This is a genomic window from Brevibacillus brevis (assembly GCF_900637055.1).
GTDB lineage: Bacteria > Bacillota > Bacilli > Brevibacillales > Brevibacillaceae > Brevibacillus > Brevibacillus brevis.
In genome coordinates, this window is the sequence record NZ_LR134338.1 from 5,362,501 (window position 1) to 5,381,063 (window position 18,563).

The 18,563-nt window shown below is 48.5% G+C and carries 14 protein-coding genes (1 of these 14 running past the window's edge); 6 read left to right on the top strand and 8 right to left on the bottom strand.

The features are described from left to right. From hemH to EL268_RS26070, 5 genes are all read right to left on the bottom strand, one after another. Nucleotides 1–559, bottom strand: the 5' portion of a protein-coding gene (gene hemH / locus EL268_RS26045; RefSeq protein ID WP_106657608.1) for a ferrochelatase. It extends 377 nt beyond the left edge of the window; 559 of the gene's 936 nt are visible here — the first part of the coding sequence; it begins with the start codon at nucleotides 557–559; the stop codon falls past the left edge of the window. Nucleotides 560–667: 108 nt separating this feature from the next. Next, nucleotides 668–2,071: a M20 family metallopeptidase gene (locus tag EL268_RS26050; RefSeq protein WP_106657609.1), complete on the bottom strand. Its 1,404-nt coding sequence runs from the start codon at nucleotides 2,069–2,071 to the stop codon at nucleotides 668–670. A 61-nt stretch (nucleotides 2,072–2,132) separates the two neighbouring features. Then, nucleotides 2,133–3,392 (bottom strand): amidohydrolase, encoded by a 1,260-nt coding sequence (locus tag EL268_RS26055; protein WP_106657610.1) that lies wholly within the window; start codon nucleotides 3,390–3,392, stop codon nucleotides 2,133–2,135. Between the two features lie 754 nt (nucleotides 3,393–4,146). Next, nucleotides 4,147–5,451 carry a hypothetical protein gene (locus EL268_RS26065; RefSeq protein ID WP_106652399.1) on the bottom strand — a complete coding sequence of 435 codons (1,305 nt, stop codon included), beginning with the start codon at nucleotides 5,449–5,451 and terminating at the stop codon, nucleotides 4,147–4,149. A 161-nt stretch (nucleotides 5,452–5,612) separates the two neighbouring features. Then, nucleotides 5,613–6,179: a hypothetical protein gene (locus tag EL268_RS26070; RefSeq protein WP_106652398.1), complete on the bottom strand. Its 567-nt coding sequence runs from the start codon at nucleotides 6,177–6,179 to the stop codon at nucleotides 5,613–5,615. Nucleotides 6,180–6,403: 224 nt separating this feature from the next. On the opposite strand from EL268_RS26070, the gene EL268_RS26075 reads away from it, so the two are divergent. Next, the gene (locus tag EL268_RS26075) at nucleotides 6,404–8,035 is read left to right on the top strand and encodes a peptide ABC transporter substrate-binding protein (protein WP_106652397.1); all 1,632 of its coding nucleotides are present in this window, start codon (nucleotides 6,404–6,406) and stop codon (nucleotides 8,033–8,035) included. A gap of 352 nt (nucleotides 8,036–8,387) precedes the next feature. Here the strand turns inward: EL268_RS26075 and EL268_RS26085 are convergent, their stop codons facing one another. From EL268_RS26085 to EL268_RS26100, 3 genes are all read right to left on the bottom strand, one after another. Continuing rightward, nucleotides 8,388–9,773, bottom strand: coding sequence for an L-cystine transporter (locus EL268_RS26085; RefSeq protein ID WP_106652396.1), 1,386 nt, complete (start codon nucleotides 9,771–9,773; stop codon nucleotides 8,388–8,390). 709 nt (nucleotides 9,774–10,482) lie between these two features. Further along, nucleotides 10,483–10,731 (bottom strand): hypothetical protein, encoded by a 249-nt coding sequence (locus tag EL268_RS26095; protein WP_047072076.1) that lies wholly within the window; start codon nucleotides 10,729–10,731, stop codon nucleotides 10,483–10,485. 108 nt (nucleotides 10,732–10,839) lie between these two features. Next, nucleotides 10,840–11,637 (bottom strand): carbon-nitrogen hydrolase family protein, encoded by a 798-nt coding sequence (locus EL268_RS26100; protein WP_106652410.1) that lies wholly within the window; start codon nucleotides 11,635–11,637, stop codon nucleotides 10,840–10,842. Nucleotides 11,638–11,805: 168 nt separating this feature from the next. Between EL268_RS26100 and EL268_RS26105 the strand changes: the two genes are divergently transcribed. The 5 genes from EL268_RS26105 to EL268_RS26125 all read left to right on the top strand — a co-directional run bounded on the left by EL268_RS26105 (nucleotide 11,806) and on the right by EL268_RS26125 (nucleotide 18,318). Then, on the top strand, nucleotides 11,806–13,269 hold the full coding sequence (locus EL268_RS26105) for a sensor histidine kinase (protein ID WP_106652394.1): 1,464 nt from the start codon (nucleotides 11,806–11,808) through the stop codon (nucleotides 13,267–13,269). A gap of 15 nt (nucleotides 13,270–13,284) precedes the next feature. Continuing rightward, nucleotides 13,285–13,980, top strand: a complete 696-nt coding sequence (locus EL268_RS26110) for a response regulator transcription factor (protein WP_017249936.1) — start codon at nucleotides 13,285–13,287, stop codon at nucleotides 13,978–13,980. Nucleotides 13,981–14,186: 206 nt separating this feature from the next. Continuing rightward, entirely contained in the window at nucleotides 14,187–15,656 is a 1,470-nt protein-coding gene (locus tag EL268_RS26115; RefSeq protein ID WP_106652393.1) for an S-layer homology domain-containing protein, read from the top strand. A gap of 100 nt (nucleotides 15,657–15,756) precedes the next feature. Beyond that, nucleotides 15,757–16,422 carry an ankyrin repeat domain-containing protein gene (locus tag EL268_RS26120; RefSeq protein ID WP_106652409.1) on the top strand — a complete coding sequence of 222 codons (666 nt, stop codon included), beginning with the start codon at nucleotides 15,757–15,759 and terminating at the stop codon, nucleotides 16,420–16,422. A 177-nt stretch (nucleotides 16,423–16,599) separates the two neighbouring features. Then, a complete protein-coding gene (locus EL268_RS26125; RefSeq protein WP_106652392.1) occupies nucleotides 16,600–18,318 on the top strand; it encodes a hypothetical protein in 1,719 nt (572 codons plus the stop codon). Nucleotides 18,319–18,563 lie beyond the last annotated feature (245 nt).

Consider the following 18,563-nt stretch of genomic DNA (forward strand, 5'->3'; position numbering starts at 1 on the left):
CTGGCACCCCCGGTTGGCTGTGGGCCGTAAACAACACAGTCGCTTCGGAACGGTTGTCCATGGAAAGCCATTGCAGTGCCGTTCGTAGGCGAAGACTGATCGCTTCTGCAATACCCGGATAGCGGTGCCAATGATTGATTTCTACAACCGGAATATTCGCACCGCTGGCTTCGAGCGCCTTTCGAACACTCTGATAATAGGCTGCCGTTCCCGTTCTCGAATACAAGGGAGATGTCGGAAACGCATACAACTCGGTAACGCCATCTGCGACCATTTGTTGAATCGTCTCGTGTACAAAAGGAGACGTATGCTTCGTAGCTTGATAGACTTTGATTCGCTCGCCGCCTCCAGTTTGATTTAACCGCCGCTCCAAGGCCGAGGCTTGCCGAGCGGTTACCGAGCCGAGCGGATCTGCAACGCCAATTGATTGAAAGCGTGTCTTGGCAGCCTTCAACGTATCCGGCGAAGGAATTTTGCCGTGAAACAGATGGGTATAAAAGGGCAATATATCATCGATTGATTGAAGTGAGGCGTAAGACAACATGAGCAGGGCTTTCATCTGATTTTCGCAACTCCTTTTGGCTATTCTACACGAAGACCTTGCTCTTCAACAAAAAAGACGACCCCTGATCGTTCAGAAGTCGTCCGTGTTATTTCCGTGTATCTCTTATTTTTTTACAGAAGGCATAACACCCTCTGGAATCGGACATACATACGTTTGACCGCCCAGACGCTGTTTCAGCTCGGCTTTTGCCTGTTCGATCAGCTCTGGTTTTTTCAGCATGTCAATAGCTGTAGAAGCCATGACTTTCCCCGCATGCAGCATCCCTTTATGTGCCATGGACGTTGCCCCGAGAGACACCCATTGCCAAGAATGCAGCGTGGAACCGTTAATATAGCACGCAGTTGTGCATTGCGCAGTTGGCGTAATCCAGCTCACATCGCCTACATCCGTTGAGCCGTTCAGCGGGATTTTTGATCCATCGTATGGGTTAAGCCACGTCACCATGTCTGGTGCAGGTGTGTCCGCCGACAGTTTTTCCGATGTAGCGAGTTCCTGCTTGGACAGCGTCGCACGCATTTCTTTTGCCAATTGCAGTTCCGCTTCATCATGTACAGGGACGCCCAGCTCCTGAAAGTTTTTGTACATAACCTCTTCGAGCAGCTTGTTTTGCACGAGGTTCGAGCACGCTTTGTCGAATACGATCTCTACTTCTGTTTCGGTCATAAGAGCAGCACCTTGCGCAATTTTGCATACGCGCTCGTAAATTTCCTGTACTTGATCAACCTTTGGCGCACGTACGAGATAGAGCACCTCTGCTTTTGGCTGAACCACATTTGGCGACAAGCCGCCGGAGTTCGTGATGGCATAGTGCACACGTGCTTCCGGGATGATGTGCTCACGCAAGTAGTTCACGCCGACGTTCATCAATTCCACAGCATCCAGTGCGCTTCGACCGAGATGTGGACTTGCTGCCGCATGGGCACTCTTTCCTTTGAACTTGAAGTAAATTTGATAGTTCGCGAGCGAATCGATGGACATGATGCTGTTGTAGCCCATTGGGTGCCAGCAAAGTGCGAAGTCTACATCGTCAAACAATCCTGCTCGCGCCATGAACGCTTTCCCGGAGCCGCCTTCCTCCCCTGGGCAGCCGTAGTAACGAACAGTCCCCGTCATGTTGTTCTCTTCCATATACTCTTTCACGGCAACGGCTGCCGCAAGAGAAGCGGTACCAAGCAAGTTGTGTCCACAGCCATGGCCGTTTGCTCCCGCTACGAGAGGCTCTTCTGTAGTTTGGCCTTTTTTCTGACTCATGCCCGACAGAGCATCGAACTCTCCCAAAATCGCCACGACAGGATTGCCGCTGCCAAAGCTTCCGATGAAGGCCGTTTTGATACCACCTACTCCGCGTTCTACCTGAAAGCCTTCTCCTTCGAGTGTTTGAGCCAACAGCTCAGCAGATTGGTACTCTTCAAAGCGCGTCTCCGCGAAATCCCAAATCTGGTCGCTCACCTTGATAAAGGCATCTCGTTTATTCTCAATCATTTCTGCAATTCGCTTGGTATGCATTCGCAAACATCCTCTCTGCCCTCGTTGTCCACGTGCTTTTTCGCTCAGTTAGGAACGTTTTTTACGTCAGCAATCGTCTTGCAATTCGGTTCAAAAGCGCTACGCTGCGTGGCAAAATCTCTTCTTGTATATCGAATTTTGGATGGTGGTGAGGCGCAGGGATATCCGTACCGATTGCCATGTACGTTCCTTTTCCGCCACGATCCTGAACGCGTTTAATCATAAAGCTGGCATCTTCACTGCCCATCGAATTGTAATCGCCGTGCTTAAAGGAATGGAAGCCTTCTACCTGCTTGGCTTCTTCCAGTGCCAGCTCTGCCATCTCCACATCATAGTTGATCGGGATTGCTCCCCCGACGACTTCGATCTTGTAGTCGAGCTCATGCATAGCAGCACTGTGCGCGATGATGTTGCGCACGCGGTTTTCTACTTCTGCATTTACTTCTTCGGTAATGGAGCGAGTCTCCACAACCATCTTGGCATAGGCCGGAATGATGTTCGCTGCTGTTCCGCCTTCTAGCACACCCACATTGACTCTCGTATCACCCGTGCTGAAGCGCGGAATCGCATGAATGTTCAACAGGGCGGTAGCCGCTCCGAGCAATGCATTTTTCCCCTGTTCTGGCGATGCACCAGCATGAGAAGAAACACCGTAGAAATGCGCCATCATTTTCGTGGTAGCCAAAAATCCGTAAGAACCGCCGTGCACCTCACCCAGCGGCACATTGACACCCAAATGGTTGCAGAAAATATAGTCAACATCGTCCAAATGACCTTTTTCCACGATCGCATACGCACCGCGCACACCTTCTTCGGCTGGTTGGAAGATCAGTTTGAGCGTACCGGAAAAATCTCCTGCTGCAAGCGCTTCTGCCAATCCCAAGCCAATCGTGGTATGACCGTCGTGAGCGCAAGCATGCATGTTGCCTTCATAATGGGAGCGGAAGCCATTCGCTTGTGGAAAATGGTCTTGCTCCGTACTTTCCAATACAGGCAGTGCGTCCATGTCAAAACGGAAAGCAACCGTTGGTCCAGGTGCCTTCCCTTTCTTCACACCGATCACTGCTGTATAGCCACCGCGCATTTTTTCAACGATCGCCGGGTTTGCACCGTCACGCAAAGCTCTTTCATACGCTGCCTCGAGAACCGCCTCGGAAGGCAAGCCCCGACGGGAATCTCCATCGATTGCTTCTTGTCCGTATATGACCTCATAGCCGAGGGACGTCAAAATCTCTACTACCTTGGATGCGGTACGGAACTCCGTAAAACCCACCTCTGGATGTCTATGAAAATCTCTTCGCAACGAAACCAGATCCAACATCGTTCAATTCCTCCTGTTAACTCTGGAGCATGTGTTTTTCCATGCCCAGGTCCGATAGGCAAGCTCTAGAAATATGAGAAGACTGGCAAATGTAAACCCTTACAAATATGCGAATATTAAAAGACATTTTCGCTTAATTGAATTATATAGTTGGCTCGCTGTTTTTTCAATAGAAGTTGTTAGACTTCTTGAAAAATAACGAACATTTTCCTGCTGTTGTTGCTGTTGTCGTGGGAGGAAACAGGAGAAAACGCTCAGATTCTAGGGCCACCCGCTGCGGGATTGACTGCCCGACTCCATGCAAAAAGCGAAACCGCGTCCAAAATAGTCCATTCAGGATGTGTTTCAGAGGTGGACGCTTAAGGGCGTGTTTCGCTTTTTGCATTGCGTCTCGGTCGGTGTCCCTAAGATCTTCGCTTATTTCTCCTGTTTCCTCTACGAGCTTTCCGTGTTTTAACGGGCTTTTAAAGATTTAAAAAATTGAAGAAACGTAATCAGTTACGACAGAGAAGAATATTTCCAGACGTAGCGACTTGTGGAGTCCTACCGAGCGAAGAAGGGATTCGCGGGCAAAAGAAACGCAACCGTGCCCATACGACGTAGCGGCTACCACTTTTGCGTTTCCCCGCGAATCCCTTCGGAGCGGACAGTCTTAACCCTCAGCAGGACGGAGCCTGGAGCCTAGACTGGAAATATTCTTCTCTCCACCGCAGCCACATAATATGAAAGAACACCCGAAGCCTCTCGAGTGTCCTCATTTCTTTAACTGATAAAGCTTCTTCGGTCGTCCACGCACTGCCTGCTGCTCTTCCCCGCTAAACTCGGCCAAATCCACTTCGCACAGGCTGCCCATGATGCGCTGTGCATTCCGTACCGTCATCGACAAGTGCGAAGCGATATCCGTCGTCGAAAACGACTTCCAGCCCATACGCTGAACCAGCGCACGCAGCTTGTGATACGATTTGACACTTACATTGGCACGGTTCAGCTTTTCCAACAACTCGCGATCACTGGAGCGGAACGAATAAGCGAGTTCCTCTGTTTCTCCCACCGATTCCATCATGACTCCATTATCCTGTACGACGACAATGCCAGCCCCCGGTCGTTCTTTTGCGTGCTGGATTGCTTTTCGCGCATTGTTTTCCGCAGAAAAAGCTGTATCCCCAAAGCCTACACCTACTGCAACCGGAACCTCTGCCTCCAAAGAGAGTTGTTCTACTGTATGTCGTAGCATTTCTATCTCTCTTTGAATCGCACCGCGCGAACTGAAAATCTGGTAGCGTCCGTTGCCATTTGCCAGCAGAGAACCGTCCAGCCGATCGCAGAGCGCCAGCAGAATTTGTCTGACTTTCAGCTCCAGGTGCTGCAAGTAAAAGCGCGTGCTCGCCCGCTCGGGAATCTTGTCAAACTGCTCCAGCTCTATGATCTCTACCCCGATTTGTGTGTCCTTGAAATAGGAGGTTTTCACCTTTTCGATGACGATTTTCATCGCCTGACGAATCTCCATTTTCGTCATCAGGACACGATAGACAGGAATGCCTTCCTCGCGCAGCGCATGTTCAACCACAGAAAACGTGGTGAACGCTCCTTGTGTCTTGCCTTCACGCCACAGCGATACATGAAACTGCGTGATTGTATCGAGGTCAAAATTCTCGTCGTACATACTGACGTAAATCCCCTCTTCGGGTATGTCCAGCTCCGACATCGCCTCGCGCAAATGCGTTCCTTCCGAATCAATCATATCAATGGATACACGGTTCACGGCCGTATTTTGATCAATCGACATCTGAATAAAGCAGCGGTACAGATTCGAACCGTTCGGTGGGCAATACACGATATTGGCATCCGGGCTGAGTACGTTTTTCGCAATCGTAAACGGAATCGGGCCAGAGAAAAACCATCCATTTAAATCTGCATGATGCTCCAGCACGATCTTGCTTACTTCCCGCACGTCTTCGTAACGAAACGGAACAAATTCGATTTCATGCTCAAACTCATTCGCGACCGCCAGTATCCGTTCCACCGAAGGAAGCGGTCCTACAACACCGATTCTATACATAAGGGAGTTTTCTCCTACCTGTTTATGATAGACACCTTTTCCTCATTCATATCATGTACGGTTCTCTTTGTCCATCGAATGCCAAATGTGTTGCTGAACGAAAAAAAGAACTGATGGCTATATACACCTTAACCATCAGTTCGAACTTTATTTGAATATGACTAATAGCGATTCAAGTTTTTAATGTACTTGCCAGCAGCCACTTGGCTCTCGTAAACCCATCCTGGAGGAACAGGTGAATATTTGCTTACTAATAATACGGTTCCATAAGGAGCTCCAACGACATTCATGATCGTTTTGCTATCATAGTTTTCTCTCGACATAACCCATCCAGTTGGAATGGGGGAGAACTTGGTCACATTGAACTCCGTACGATAAGTTGCTCCTATTACATATTTGATCACCCGACCAGCTACTTCATCTCTTAAAACTACCCATCCCGCTGGAACGGGAGAATATTTGCTAACTCGTAACTCCTCACCATAGGGAGCACCTGCTGTATTTTTAATAAGCTTGGAACCTAGATCTTCACGAATGACGACCCACCCCGGTGGGACAGCAGCAGATTTTCGAATCCATTCCTCATCTGAACTCCATCTGGCAGAAACTAATGAATGTTCTTTCTGCTCACCAACACTAGATGGTATGTTTGCTGCTTGAATCGGAGACGTTAACACTGCAGAAAATACGGCTACACTTAATGCTGAAAAAACCATTTTCTTGAACATAGTGATTCCCACCTCTCCTATCATTAACATCTACCAAAATATACCATGTATTTCAAAATGAGTAAATTTTTAAGAAAAATCAATTTATTTCACACCACTATACCTATCTATCAATACTCTAAGTAAATATTTTTTATCGAGAAACTAAAAAAATTCCTTTGCTATCGAAAACCCAAGCAAATATTCTGAATATACGTTTTCTATCATTGTAAAGGGGGGTATTTATGAAAAAGGGACTGGCAATTGCAACCTGTCTTACCTTGCTTTTCGGGGTACTAGCGGGGTGCTCGAACTCTTCCGCACCTGCTGAACCCACTGGCTCCACTACACCTGCAGAAGCGACAAAAACAGAGCCGCTGGTGTTAAAATGGAGCATCAACAGCGAGCCGCCTTCGATGGACCCTGGGATCGCCGTCGACGCGGATTCGTTTGACATGATTTACGCTGCCTTTGAAGGATTGACCAGCTATGACCTGAATGGACAACTCGTCAATGCTACGGCTGAGAGCTTCACCAACTCGCCAGATTACATGAACTACACCTTCAAAATTCGCAAGGACGCCAAATGGAGCAACGGAGACCCTGTCACTGCCCACGATTTCGTCTATGCGATCAAACGCAATCTCGATCCGAAAACAGCATCCGAGTACGCCTATCAGCTTTATTACATTAAAGGAGGAGAGGAGTACAATACGGGGAAAGGCAAAGCAGAAGATGTAGGCGTCAAGGCTGTAGACGACTACACCGTCGAATTCAACTTGAAGTCACCGACTCCGTTTTTCCGTGAGCTGACCTTCTTCCCAACTCTCTTCCCGTTGCATCAAAAAACGCTGGAAGCAAATCCGAAATGGGCGGATGAAGCAAAAACAATCGTGGGAAATGGTCCATTCATCATGGATACGTGGGAGCATAAAAGCAAGATCGTCTTTACGAAAAACCCGAACTACTGGGACAAAAACAACGTCAAGCTCGACCGGATTGAAATCGCCATGATCGAGGACAACAATACAGCATTCTCGATGTTTGAGAATGGCGACATCGACTGGGGCGGCTATCCTGCGTCAACACTTCCTACAGATGCAATCCCTACTCTCAAAGATGCGGGGAAGCTGATGGTCGCGGATAATCCGGGCACACAATCCGTCGTTTTTAATACAACCAAACCGCCGTTCAACAATAAAAAAATCCGTCAGGCCTTCGCTTATGCGATCAACCGTCAGGAAATCATCGATAACATATTGCAGACCGGCGTTCCAGCCGCTTACGGTTGGGTCCCGACTTCCATGGGATTAAAACCAGACGGCTACTTTAAAGAAGACCAGGCGAAAGCAAAAGCATTGCTGGAAGAAGGTATGAAGGAGCTCGGACTCTCGACCTTCCCGACCGTTACCTACACCTTTGACACGAATGATACCAATAAAAAGCTGGCAGAAGCCCTGCAAGATCAGTGGAAAAAAGCACTCGGCGTCAACGTGAAGCTGTACACGGCGGAGCTGAAGGTGTACCGCGACATGAGATCGCAAGCGAATTTTGACATGATCCGTTTCCAATGGGGTGCTGACTTCAACGACCCGATCAACTTCCTGGAGATGTTCCGCGACAAAACGGGCGGAAACAACCACCCGGATTGGGAAAATGCCAAGTTCAAAGAGCTGATCGACAAGAGCTACAATGAGCCTGACCTGGACGCACGCAAAAAAATCCTCCTAGAGGCAGAAACCATTCTCATGGAGGAAATGCCGCTGGCTCCGATCAACTTCCGCGGAAGCCCTTATGTGAAAAACGACAAGGTGAAGGATTTCATTATCTTCCCGCTGGGAGGCGCGTACTTCAAGTACACCTCGGTTAATCCGTAGGGGAAAGAAAAATCTTGTGTTTGTGCGAACATAGTGGTGGGGGAAGAGAAAAACGGGCTCCCTTCGTTGGTGGCACGCCAACGAGGAAGCAGGGGAGTCCGTCTCCACTCCAAAAAGCGGTACGTCGACCAAAAGCCACCCGATGGGCGGAAGCTTCTCAGCGAAGAGGTTGGTCGACAAGCGTGTACCGCTTTTTTCCGTTTCGACTGGGTAGGCGTGCCAAGGCCTCCGATCGCTCCGTTTTTCTCTTCCTCTCCGTAGCGTTTTATATTCACGAGTTTTATTAAAACACGTAAACAAACAAAACAGGCTGTACCTGTCTTCATAGACGGTACAGCCTGTTTCATTACATTTAGACAGTCAGTGTTTTTTGTTCATTTCCGTGGTAGGCATTGGTATCGAGCTCTTTTGTCACTCTGCTCGTCAATAGCCCTGATGTCATGCTTCCGCTTACGTTGAGTGCTGTGCGTCCCATGTCAATCAACGGCTCAACGGAGATGAGCAGACCGACAATGGCAATTGGCAAATTCATCGTCGACAAGACGAGCAGTGCTGCAAAGGTCGCCCCGCCTCCTACGCCTGCAACCCCGAAGGAGCTGAGTGCCACTACTGCGATCAGCGTCAGGATGAACGATGGTGTCAGCGGATCAATTCCTGCGACTGGTGCTACCATGATGGCCAGCATAGCCGGATACGTACCTGCGCAGCCGTTTTGTCCGATGGAGAGTCCAAAGGAGCCTGCGAAGTTGGCAATTCCCTCAGGAACCCCCATGCTTTGCTGCGTTTTTACATTCAGCGGCAACGCCCCCGCGCTCGTACGCGAAGTGAAGGCGAATGTCAGGACAGGGAATGCTTTTTTCACATAAGTGATTGGATTCAATCCAGCAAATGTCAACAGCAACAGATGGATGATAAACATGATGATCATCGCCACATACGAAGCGACAACGAACTTGCCCAGCTGCCAGATGGCATTGTAGTCACTGGTAGCTGCGACTCTGATCATGATTGCCAGTACACCATATGGCGTCAGGCGCAAGATCAATGTCACGACACGCATAATAATCGTATGGAATGTATCCACAATCTTCGCAAACAATTCAGCTTGCTCCGGATTTTTGCGTTTTACCCCTAAATACGCAACTCCGATAATCGCGGAGAAAATCACAACGGCAATGGTAGACGTCGCCCGATCTCCAGTCAGATCGAGGAAAGGATTCGCAGGAAGCAGTTCCAGGATTTTGGCTGGCATACTCAAGTTCTCGATATCGCCCAAGCGCTGCTCCACCTGTTCGATCCGAGCGGATTCCGCATCCCCCTGCTGGAATTGTGCCCCGTCGAGATTAAATGCCAAGGTAGTCGAAATCCCGATTGCTGCCGCGACAGCAGTCGTTCCTACCAAAAGTCCGATAATCAGCGTACTGATTTTCCCGATGTTATTGGTTAATTTCATTTTGGTGAAAGCCGATAAAATAGAGATGAATACTAGTGGCATTACGATCATTTGAAGCAGCTTCACATAGCCTTTCCCTACAATGTTGTACCATTCGATGGTGGATTTGAGTACGTCTGATTTGACTCCGTATACGTATTGCAAAATGAGTCCAAATAAAATCCCGAGTCCGAGACCAACAAATACCCGTTTGGAAAAAGAAATATGCTTTTTTTGCATGGCATACAATCCAGCAATGAATAAGAGCAACAAAACAATGTTTACGATGATCAATAACGTCGACATATATTCCCCTCCCTTTCGTTTTATGTACCTCTCATTATTGTATTCGGTATAGATATAGTTATATTACCAACAATCCCTACTGGTCAAGTATGAATTGTTTTTGTATTATTCCAAACTGTCTTACAGAGGTACATATTGTCCAGCTGTAGTGGTGGGGAGGAAACAGGAGAAAACGCTCAGATTCTAGGACCACCCCCTGCGGGATTGACTGCACGACTCCATGCAAAAAGCGAAACCGCGTCCAAAGTAGTCCATTCAAGAAGTTTTTCAGAGGTGGACGCTTAAGAGCGTGTTTCGCTTTTTGCATTCCGTCTCGGTCGGTGTCCCTAAGATCTTCGCTGTTTTCTCCTGTTTCCTCTGCGAGCTTTTCGTGTTCACCCGTTTATTAAAATCTTTAAAAGATTGAAGAACGTAATCAGTTACGACTAGAGAAGAATATTTCCAGACGCAGCGAATTGTGGAGTCCTACCGAGCGGAGAAGGGATTAGCGGGAAATAGAAACGCAACGTGCCCATACGACGTAGCGGCTACCACTTTTGCGTTTCCCCGCTAAGCCCTTCGCAGCGGGCAGTCTATTCCCACAGTGGGACGGAGCACTGAAGCCTAGTCTGGAAATATTCTTCTCTTCCCCGCAGCCACATATAAAAAAAACCAGGAACCGCCCTTCTGGACGACTCCTGATGTTCTTAGTAGTACGAAATCGCTTTGCTTATTTTAATTGCTTCACCACCAAATTCCACAGCCAGGTGAGGACGACCGCACCAATGGCTCCGGCAATGACGTTGAAGCCGGCCCACATCCACAGCCAATCACCCAGTACCAAATCGCCCAGCCAGCTACCCAAAAGAGCAGCAATGAGCGAAGCCCACCAGCCTGATCCTGCCGCTTTTCCTGTACAGATCATACTCATTGCCCACCAAACGACCACACCGACGACAGCCCATACGACCCAGAACATTCGTACACACTCCCTCTCTTATGATGGTGACGCTTACATAAGGGCCACAATAATGACTGATTATCTGTTACCATCATATTGAACAAAAGAGAAAATGTGCATAGGCATTTAATTGGTATACAGTTCCGCTCGGCGGTTGGCTACGCTTGGCAATTTGCCCCGTACTCGTTCAATCCGACTTACATCCAGTTCTGTGATCAATAACGTTTCTTCTTCCCCTGCACTTGCAATCACGACACCCATCGGATCGACGAACATGCTGCGTCCGGCAAAAATATTTCCGACCTGATCTGCCGCACATACGAACATTGTGTTTTCAATGGCACGCGCACGAACCAGCGTCTCCCAGTGATCCTCTTTCATCGCTCCCGCTACCCAGCCTGCTGGCACAAACAAAATATCTGCACCCTGGAGCGCAAATTGTCTCGCGATTTCCGGGAAACGCACCTCGTAGCATACCATCAGCCCGATTTTGCCGAATTCCGTTTCCACCACTTGATAGGGATTATCCCCAGGCGCGATGAAGTCCGATTCTGTGTAGGAAAAGGCATCGTACAAATGTGTCTTGCGGTACGCATGCAGCAGCTGTCCTTCACGGCCTAGAAAAACGGTCGTATTGTAGGCACGATTTTCATCACCCTCGATAGATTCGAACACACCGCAAACCACATACACTCCATGCTCCCGAGCAAGCTCTGCCAAGCCGGAAACGAATGGACCATCCAGCTTTTCCGCTACCTCCGCTGGGGTTACTCCCGACTTTGGCGTGGCAGGTGCGCTGTACATTTCAGGCAAGATTACAAAATCTGCCCCTGCTGCCTTTGCTTTTGCGATGTAATCGGCTGCTTTTTGCAAATTTTGCGTCTTATCCATCGTCGCTGTCAGTTGTGCAATGGCTACTTTCATAATTTCCCCGTCCTTCCCATTCATACAAAGCTCTCGTTTTCTTACTTGCTAGTATAACTGATTTTGACCGAGTTCCAAGTAAATATGCTTTACCAGCTGGACGTCTTGTATATAATGGACTTGTCCTCTTGCGTATAAATTTTCACCCTATTGAAAGTAGGTGAGTCCATGTCCATCCGTATCAAGCTGCTGCTCTCTTACACAGGGATGCTAGTCATCAGCTTGCTGACGTTTTTCGTAGCCGCCAGCCTATTTACGATTGCGGCGACAGGCGATATCAACAGCTTTCGCGATTTTTATAAAGTGCATTATCAGCTCAATCCGCTGACAGAACAAGAAGAGAATATTTTCCTTGAATTGAAATATCTCGCCAAGAATGAGCCGGATCAGTTGCAAAACCAGGAGCTGCTTGCCGATTACGATTTCAAGCTCAAAACGGTACGAGCCGGCCTGTATGTCCGCAGGGAGAGCAATCAAGTCTTTGCCTCCCCGACCATCAATCAGCCCGAGCTGGAAAACAGCTTGCCACCCTATGATTTGAACAACAACCAGATTCGCAACACGTTCAACATCGACGAAAGATTTTATGCGTATGCCAAGTTTGACTTCAAGTTTTCGGATGGCGCAAAAGGCAGTGTCTTTGTGATCCGCGAGCGCAGCCCATTTGGCGAGGTTATCCGCAAACTGCTGCCGATTCTCGTGTTCCTCCTCCTCGGCGTCATTGTCATCGCAAACGTCTTGTTGTACCGCTGGATTACCCGCAGTGTCGTCAAGCCGCTCGATCTACTGCGCAATTCGGCTGAGAACATCAAGGAAGGCAATCTGGACTTTGAGCTCCATCTGCACACGAAAGACGAGATTGGACAACTGAACGAAGCGTTCGAGAACATGCGCAAACGATTGCAGGAATCAGTGCGGCTGCGCCTTGCGGACGAAGAAAGCCGCAAAGAATTGATTTCCAACATCTCGCATGATTTGCGTACACCGATTACCAATATCAAGGGCTACATCGAAGGAATCCGCGATGGCGTAGCTGATACCCCGGAGAAAATGGAAAAGTACGTGAACATCATTTACTCCAAGGCAGTAGACCTCGACATGCTCGTCGATGAGCTGTTTCTCTACTCCAAGCTCGATCTGAAGCAAGTGCCCTTTACGTTTGAACATGTAGATATCGTGCAGTTTTTGGATGATTGCATCGACGAGCTGCACTACGATCTGGAAAAGAAGGGCATCACGATTCAGTGGAATCAACGCACAGCAGAAGGCACCCTGGTCATCGCCGATCTGGAAAAAATCAAGCGCACCGTCTTAAACATCATTGGCAACTCGCAAAAATACATGGATAAACCTGAAAAAATCATCTGCGTCTCTGTTCAAGCGGATGCTGATTGGGCGACCATTGAAATAAAAGACAACGGCATCGGTATCCCGCAAGAAGCCATTCCTCACCTGTTCGAACGCTTTTATCGGGTGGAGCAATCCCGTAATTCTTCCACGGGCGGTAGCGGTCTCGGACTCTCCATCGCGCGCCAGATTATTGAGGGTCACGGCGGCACCATCTGGGTAGAGAGCAAGCAAGGTGTAGGTACCAGCCTATTCTTTACGTTAAAACGTACCCACAAACAATAGGAGGTGCACATTCCCATGTCTTCACGCATCCTCATCATTGAAGATGAGACGACGATCGCTCAGCTGGAGCGGGATTATTTTGAACTGAACGGCTTTCAGGTCGATTTATGCCACTCTGGCAGCGAAGGCTTGCCGCTTGCCATCAATGGCGACTACAGTTTGATCATCGTTGATTTGCAGCTTCCGGGCATGGACGGCTTCGAATTGTGCAGCCAGATTAGACAAGTCAAGGAAGTGCCAATCCTGATCGTCTCCGCAAAAAAAGAAGAGATCGATAAAATCCGCGCCTTTAATCTCGGTGCCGATGACTATATTACAAAACCGTTCAGCCCAAGCGAATTAGTAGCCAGAGCTAAAGCCCATCTGACAAGATACGAGCGTTTGACAGCCCGACAACCTCAACCATCGAACGCAGAGATTCACATTCGCGGTCTCGTCATCGACAAAGTTTCAAGAAGAGTGTATGTACGAAATCAGGAAGTCATTTTCACGACTAGAGAATTCAATCTGCTTGAATTTCTAGCGACTCACCCGAATCGGGTTTTTAACAAAAATGAGCTGTTCGAACGAATCTGGGGCATGGATTCCAGCGGAGATATCGCGACCGTTACGGTGCACATTCGCAAGCTCCGTGAAAAGATCGAAGTCGATCCATCCAATCCACAGTATATCGAGACGGTCTGGGGTGCCGGTTACCGATTTACTGTCTAAGCGTGAATACCATGACCATCACAAAACCTTCAGCAAAAACGAGGACGGATTTTCCGCTCCACGTTAATGTTGGAGGCTTTTTAATATTTTTTTAAGAACTTTTTTAGATTCTATTAATCTCTTGTTTCTTGGCAGTTTAGGTCTCTCGACTATCCTACAGGTAATCAAGCAATAGCCACTCAACTGATCTGAAGGAGGACCAACCGATGAGAAAGTTTTCCAATAAAATCGCAATCATGATGCTCGCAACTGTTATGGGTACAGCATCCCTTCCTTACGCTGCATTGAACGTGCAAGCAGCTTCCACTCCCCTGAGTGCTCAAGAAATTCAACAAGCCGTTACTGAACTCTCCAAGCTGAAAGTCATGCAAGGCAGCAACATTCACAATCAAGTTACGCGTGCCGAGCTGGCAAAAATGGTCGCACACACCTTTGGCTTGCAAGGCGGCAAAACAGATAAATCCGTAACGTTTACGGATGTGAAAGCAAATGACTGGTTCTATAAATACGCGGTTGATCTGGTATCCCTCGACATCATGCAAGCAAAAGATGGCCAATTTGATCCACGTGGAACCGTGACAGATGCTGAATTCACACAAATCATCGCAAAAGCGCTCAAGCGTGATGTGAAGTCGGTTAATTACTGGGCGGAACGCTTCTTCTCCGCAGACAGCTCCGTTACTCGCGGTGAAGCTGCTTATTTGTTGAATGTGGCTCGTCAGGCAATCCCTTCTGATAAAGCAACCATCACGAGCGTACAAGCCTTGAACGAAATTACGTTGATTGTGACGTTCGACGCTCCGTTGACCGCAGAAAACGAAGCATTTGCAAAAGCAAAAGAAGACTTCGTCTTTAGCGATGGGCTGACACTGACCAACATGCCACGCCTGAAAACAGGCTCTACCAATACCTACATCGTGCCGACATCAGTTCAAAAGCCAGGAACCACCTACACCCTGACATACAAAGGGAAACAGGCGGGCACATTCACAGGCAACGCAACCAAGATCGACATGACAGAAGTGCGACAAGTAACAAACGACACGTTTGAAGTCGAGTCCCTGCGAGCAAATGGTGTCATCGATTACGGATATATCATCTCTGCCTACAGCGGAGGGCGTGGTGCAAATGCATTGGTGCTGGATCAAAACAACAGTGCAGACGGCAAAACGTATCAAATCATTCCTTCCATGCAAGCAAGACAAGTGACCATTACACCGGAAGGCGGACAACCAATCGTAGCGAAATACGTGCCTTTCACACAATCAACAGACGGCAAGCAAGAAATTAAATTCCGTCTCCCAGAAGGCCAAGTACTGAGACCGGGCGTTACGTACACTATTACGTCTGACTGGGCGAATATCGCGAATTCAAGCTTCGTCGCAAAAGAAATCGCTCCGCTCGAAATCAGCGAAGCCAAAGCAGCTAGTGAAACTTCAATCACGGTTACCCTGACAGAGGACCCGGGAGACGAGCTGTTCTCCGGACGCAGCGTAGAACTCACGAGTGCAGACGGAGAAAAACTGCTGGCGACGTACAAATACTCCAGCCGCAAAGGTACAACAGGCGTGTTTGATATCCAGCAAGATGGTAAACTGAAAGCAGGTACCACATACACGGTAACACCTGTCGGCGATTGGGCTGGCAAATCTTCTGCCGAGCTGACAGTCGAGTAGTCTTTGTGTGATGCAGGTATCCAAATCAAAAGAAAGGTGTGGGCTCGCTGTGCTGTATGCAGGTCTTTTGACCGCCGTCATTATTCTGTCCGGGTGTGAGATGAAATGGAATACCCTCTTAACGAGTGGCGAGCAGCAAGCAACCCAGGCGGTGAAAGTTGAAATGGATAAGCTGAATCAAGCCTTATTGACAGCAACCAGTCAAGGAGACAAAGCAGCGATTGAGAGACTGCTTGCAGAAGGCGCGGATATTGACGCTACCGATAGTAGAGGCCGTACCTCTGCGATGATCGCGGTCCACTCTGCTCAACTCGACATCTTCAACTTGTTGGTTGAACGCGGAGCCAACATCAACATCCGAGACAACAACTTAGACAATCCCCTACTCTTCGCAAGCGCAGCAGGCCAGCTCGCATTCGTAAAAGCCTCGATAGCAGCAGGTGCCGATACTACCATTACGAACCGTTTTGGCGGAACGGCCTTGATTCCTGCGGCTGATCGTGGTCATGTCGAGATCGTCAAGGAACTGCTCACCACCTCTGATGTCAACATCGATCACGTCAACAGATTGGGCTGGACCGCTCTGTTAGAAGCAGTGATTTTGGGCGATGGCGGCAAGAAGCATCAGGAAATCGTGAAGCTCCTAATCGAGCACAAAGCCAATGTCAATCTCGCGGATCACGATGGTGTGACGCCTCTTGGACATGCGAAGAGGCATGGCTACAAGGAAATGATTGAAATGCTCACGCAGGCTGGCGGAAAATAAGACCCTAATGGAAAACGCAAAGGATAGGATCGTCAGAAATCATCTGACCCCTATCCTTTTTCTTATTTTCTAGCCCAAAAGCCCCTGAAAAACTCAAAACTTTTTCTATATTCAGGCGTCAATTACTAGTGGACTATTCCATTATGCCTACACCATTTTGATAGGAGCCTGTTTTACATGACCGTCAGCTCGTATACATCGATTCTGGAAACGGACAAACGAATCAGAAAAGCTTCTCCTGACCTTGAACCCAAGGTGGAGATGTACAAGCTCTTTCTTGCTTCTACAGACGCCATTGAAATCCATATGAGTAACCTGACGCATCCTTTGACTACCATCAGAATCTATGACATCCATCGGACAAAACTCGCAGAAGCTGAGTATAGTCCGAACGCCCCCATCATCCTTCCGTTTTTTCCGGAGGAAGATGGTCTTTACTACGTGCAGCTGACGATTGGGCCTGATCCAGACCCGCAGCACACCTATCAACTGCACGTGGATAAGTACAAACGCCTATCGGGGATCATCAATCAATCGGAGGAATTTACCGCAGAAAATGGTCCGTATATGATCGGACCAGAAGATGTCATCATAGCTGCCGGGACCTCCATCAGCTTTGAAGCAGGTACATCCATCAACGTACGCTGCCAAAACAAGATCGTCGTCCAAAACGATGCCTCTATTTCATTTCGCGGGGATTCAGACAAACCGGTCGTCGTCATCGGCGCCATTGACGATACAACCGCGCACCGTTGGAATCAGCTCGTGTTGTCTCCCTTGGCTGAGGCAACCTTCCAGCACATTATTGTGCAATACGACAACGACGAAGACGGGGTGGACTTCCTTACCTCGGCAGCCCCTTTCGTGGCCATCGCCTCATCCGTTGAAGAATTCGAGACAACCGTTGCCAAAACGAACTATGTGGAGCGGGCCGCAGTCTTATCTCCCTCTTCTCGCCTGGACTTCATCAAAACCTGGTTCCAGCAGTCCAGCCCGTATCGCTTCCATATTTTTGGCGACTTCTTGCCTGAGCTTTATTTCGGCATCGATGTCACCACCTTTGCGCGATGGGAAACGGATACGAAGCGGATTAATGAAGAACGTGTAGAAGCTGGTGAAATCAATTACTGGGATTTTGTTAACGGCAACTTCACTGCCGATTTGATAGAAGCTACGTATCTGTTTGCCAATAATGAGAGCAGCTCAGAGCTGCGAATCCAACGATTGATTGATTTTCTGATCATCGCGCAAAAATGGAGGAGAAAACACGGGTGCTTCAGCCTGTTCGACATGCTCGACCCGTTCCATGACCACGACGAGGAATTTTACAAAACGTTTGAACAGATGTCGTCCTCCTTCTGGCTCGCGCACAATACGTCCATTATTCACTGGGATACTCTTTCACGAGAACTCGGCATTTGGCAAAAAGAAAGTTTCTTCGAACGGCAATTCATCAACTCTGTTATGATTCGCCTGCACTTTGCAGCCGATCTGCCGTTCTCTCTTCCGGGGTATGGAAACAACATTCCACCTGTCGGCTTTCTCGGTATTTCCATTCACTTTGGCCCGTTCCGCTATCCAGAGGATTATCCGGCACCCGAGCCTGAATTCGACGTCAATTACGGCGAACTCTCTACAGCAACCTATGTGAAATTTATGTTCGAATCGTTTCTCAATGGCAAAACGAATCCCGTCTACACGTGGTGGATACCTACGCAAGCGGATAAGGAGCTGTTTCGAACCTTGCAGGAAAAGGGCATTTCGCTGGATTCCCCTCCGGAAGATTGGGACCGCGAATTCGTGCAGCCTGCTAGAAAAACGCTGGAGGAGATTCGGGCCTACTATCTTAATCCAACTCTTCGAGAAGACAAAAGGACGATGCCCTCCAACTGTTGAGGTCGGGAGAAGCCATGCCACATTTTGAGAGAGATGATCTTTTGTTTCATCATCTTGTAACCTGTAGAAAGTATTTGGATTTAAGATCTTCTGAATTAACGTTCAGGGAAGCACAAAAAGCTACGTGGAAAGAAGCGCATTTCCAGTCCAAGCGCCTCTGGAGCCCTACTTAGCGTAGGAATGAATGGCGGGGAATTTCAGCTTCACCTATGAGATACTTCCTCGAAATTGTCTACGTTTGAAGC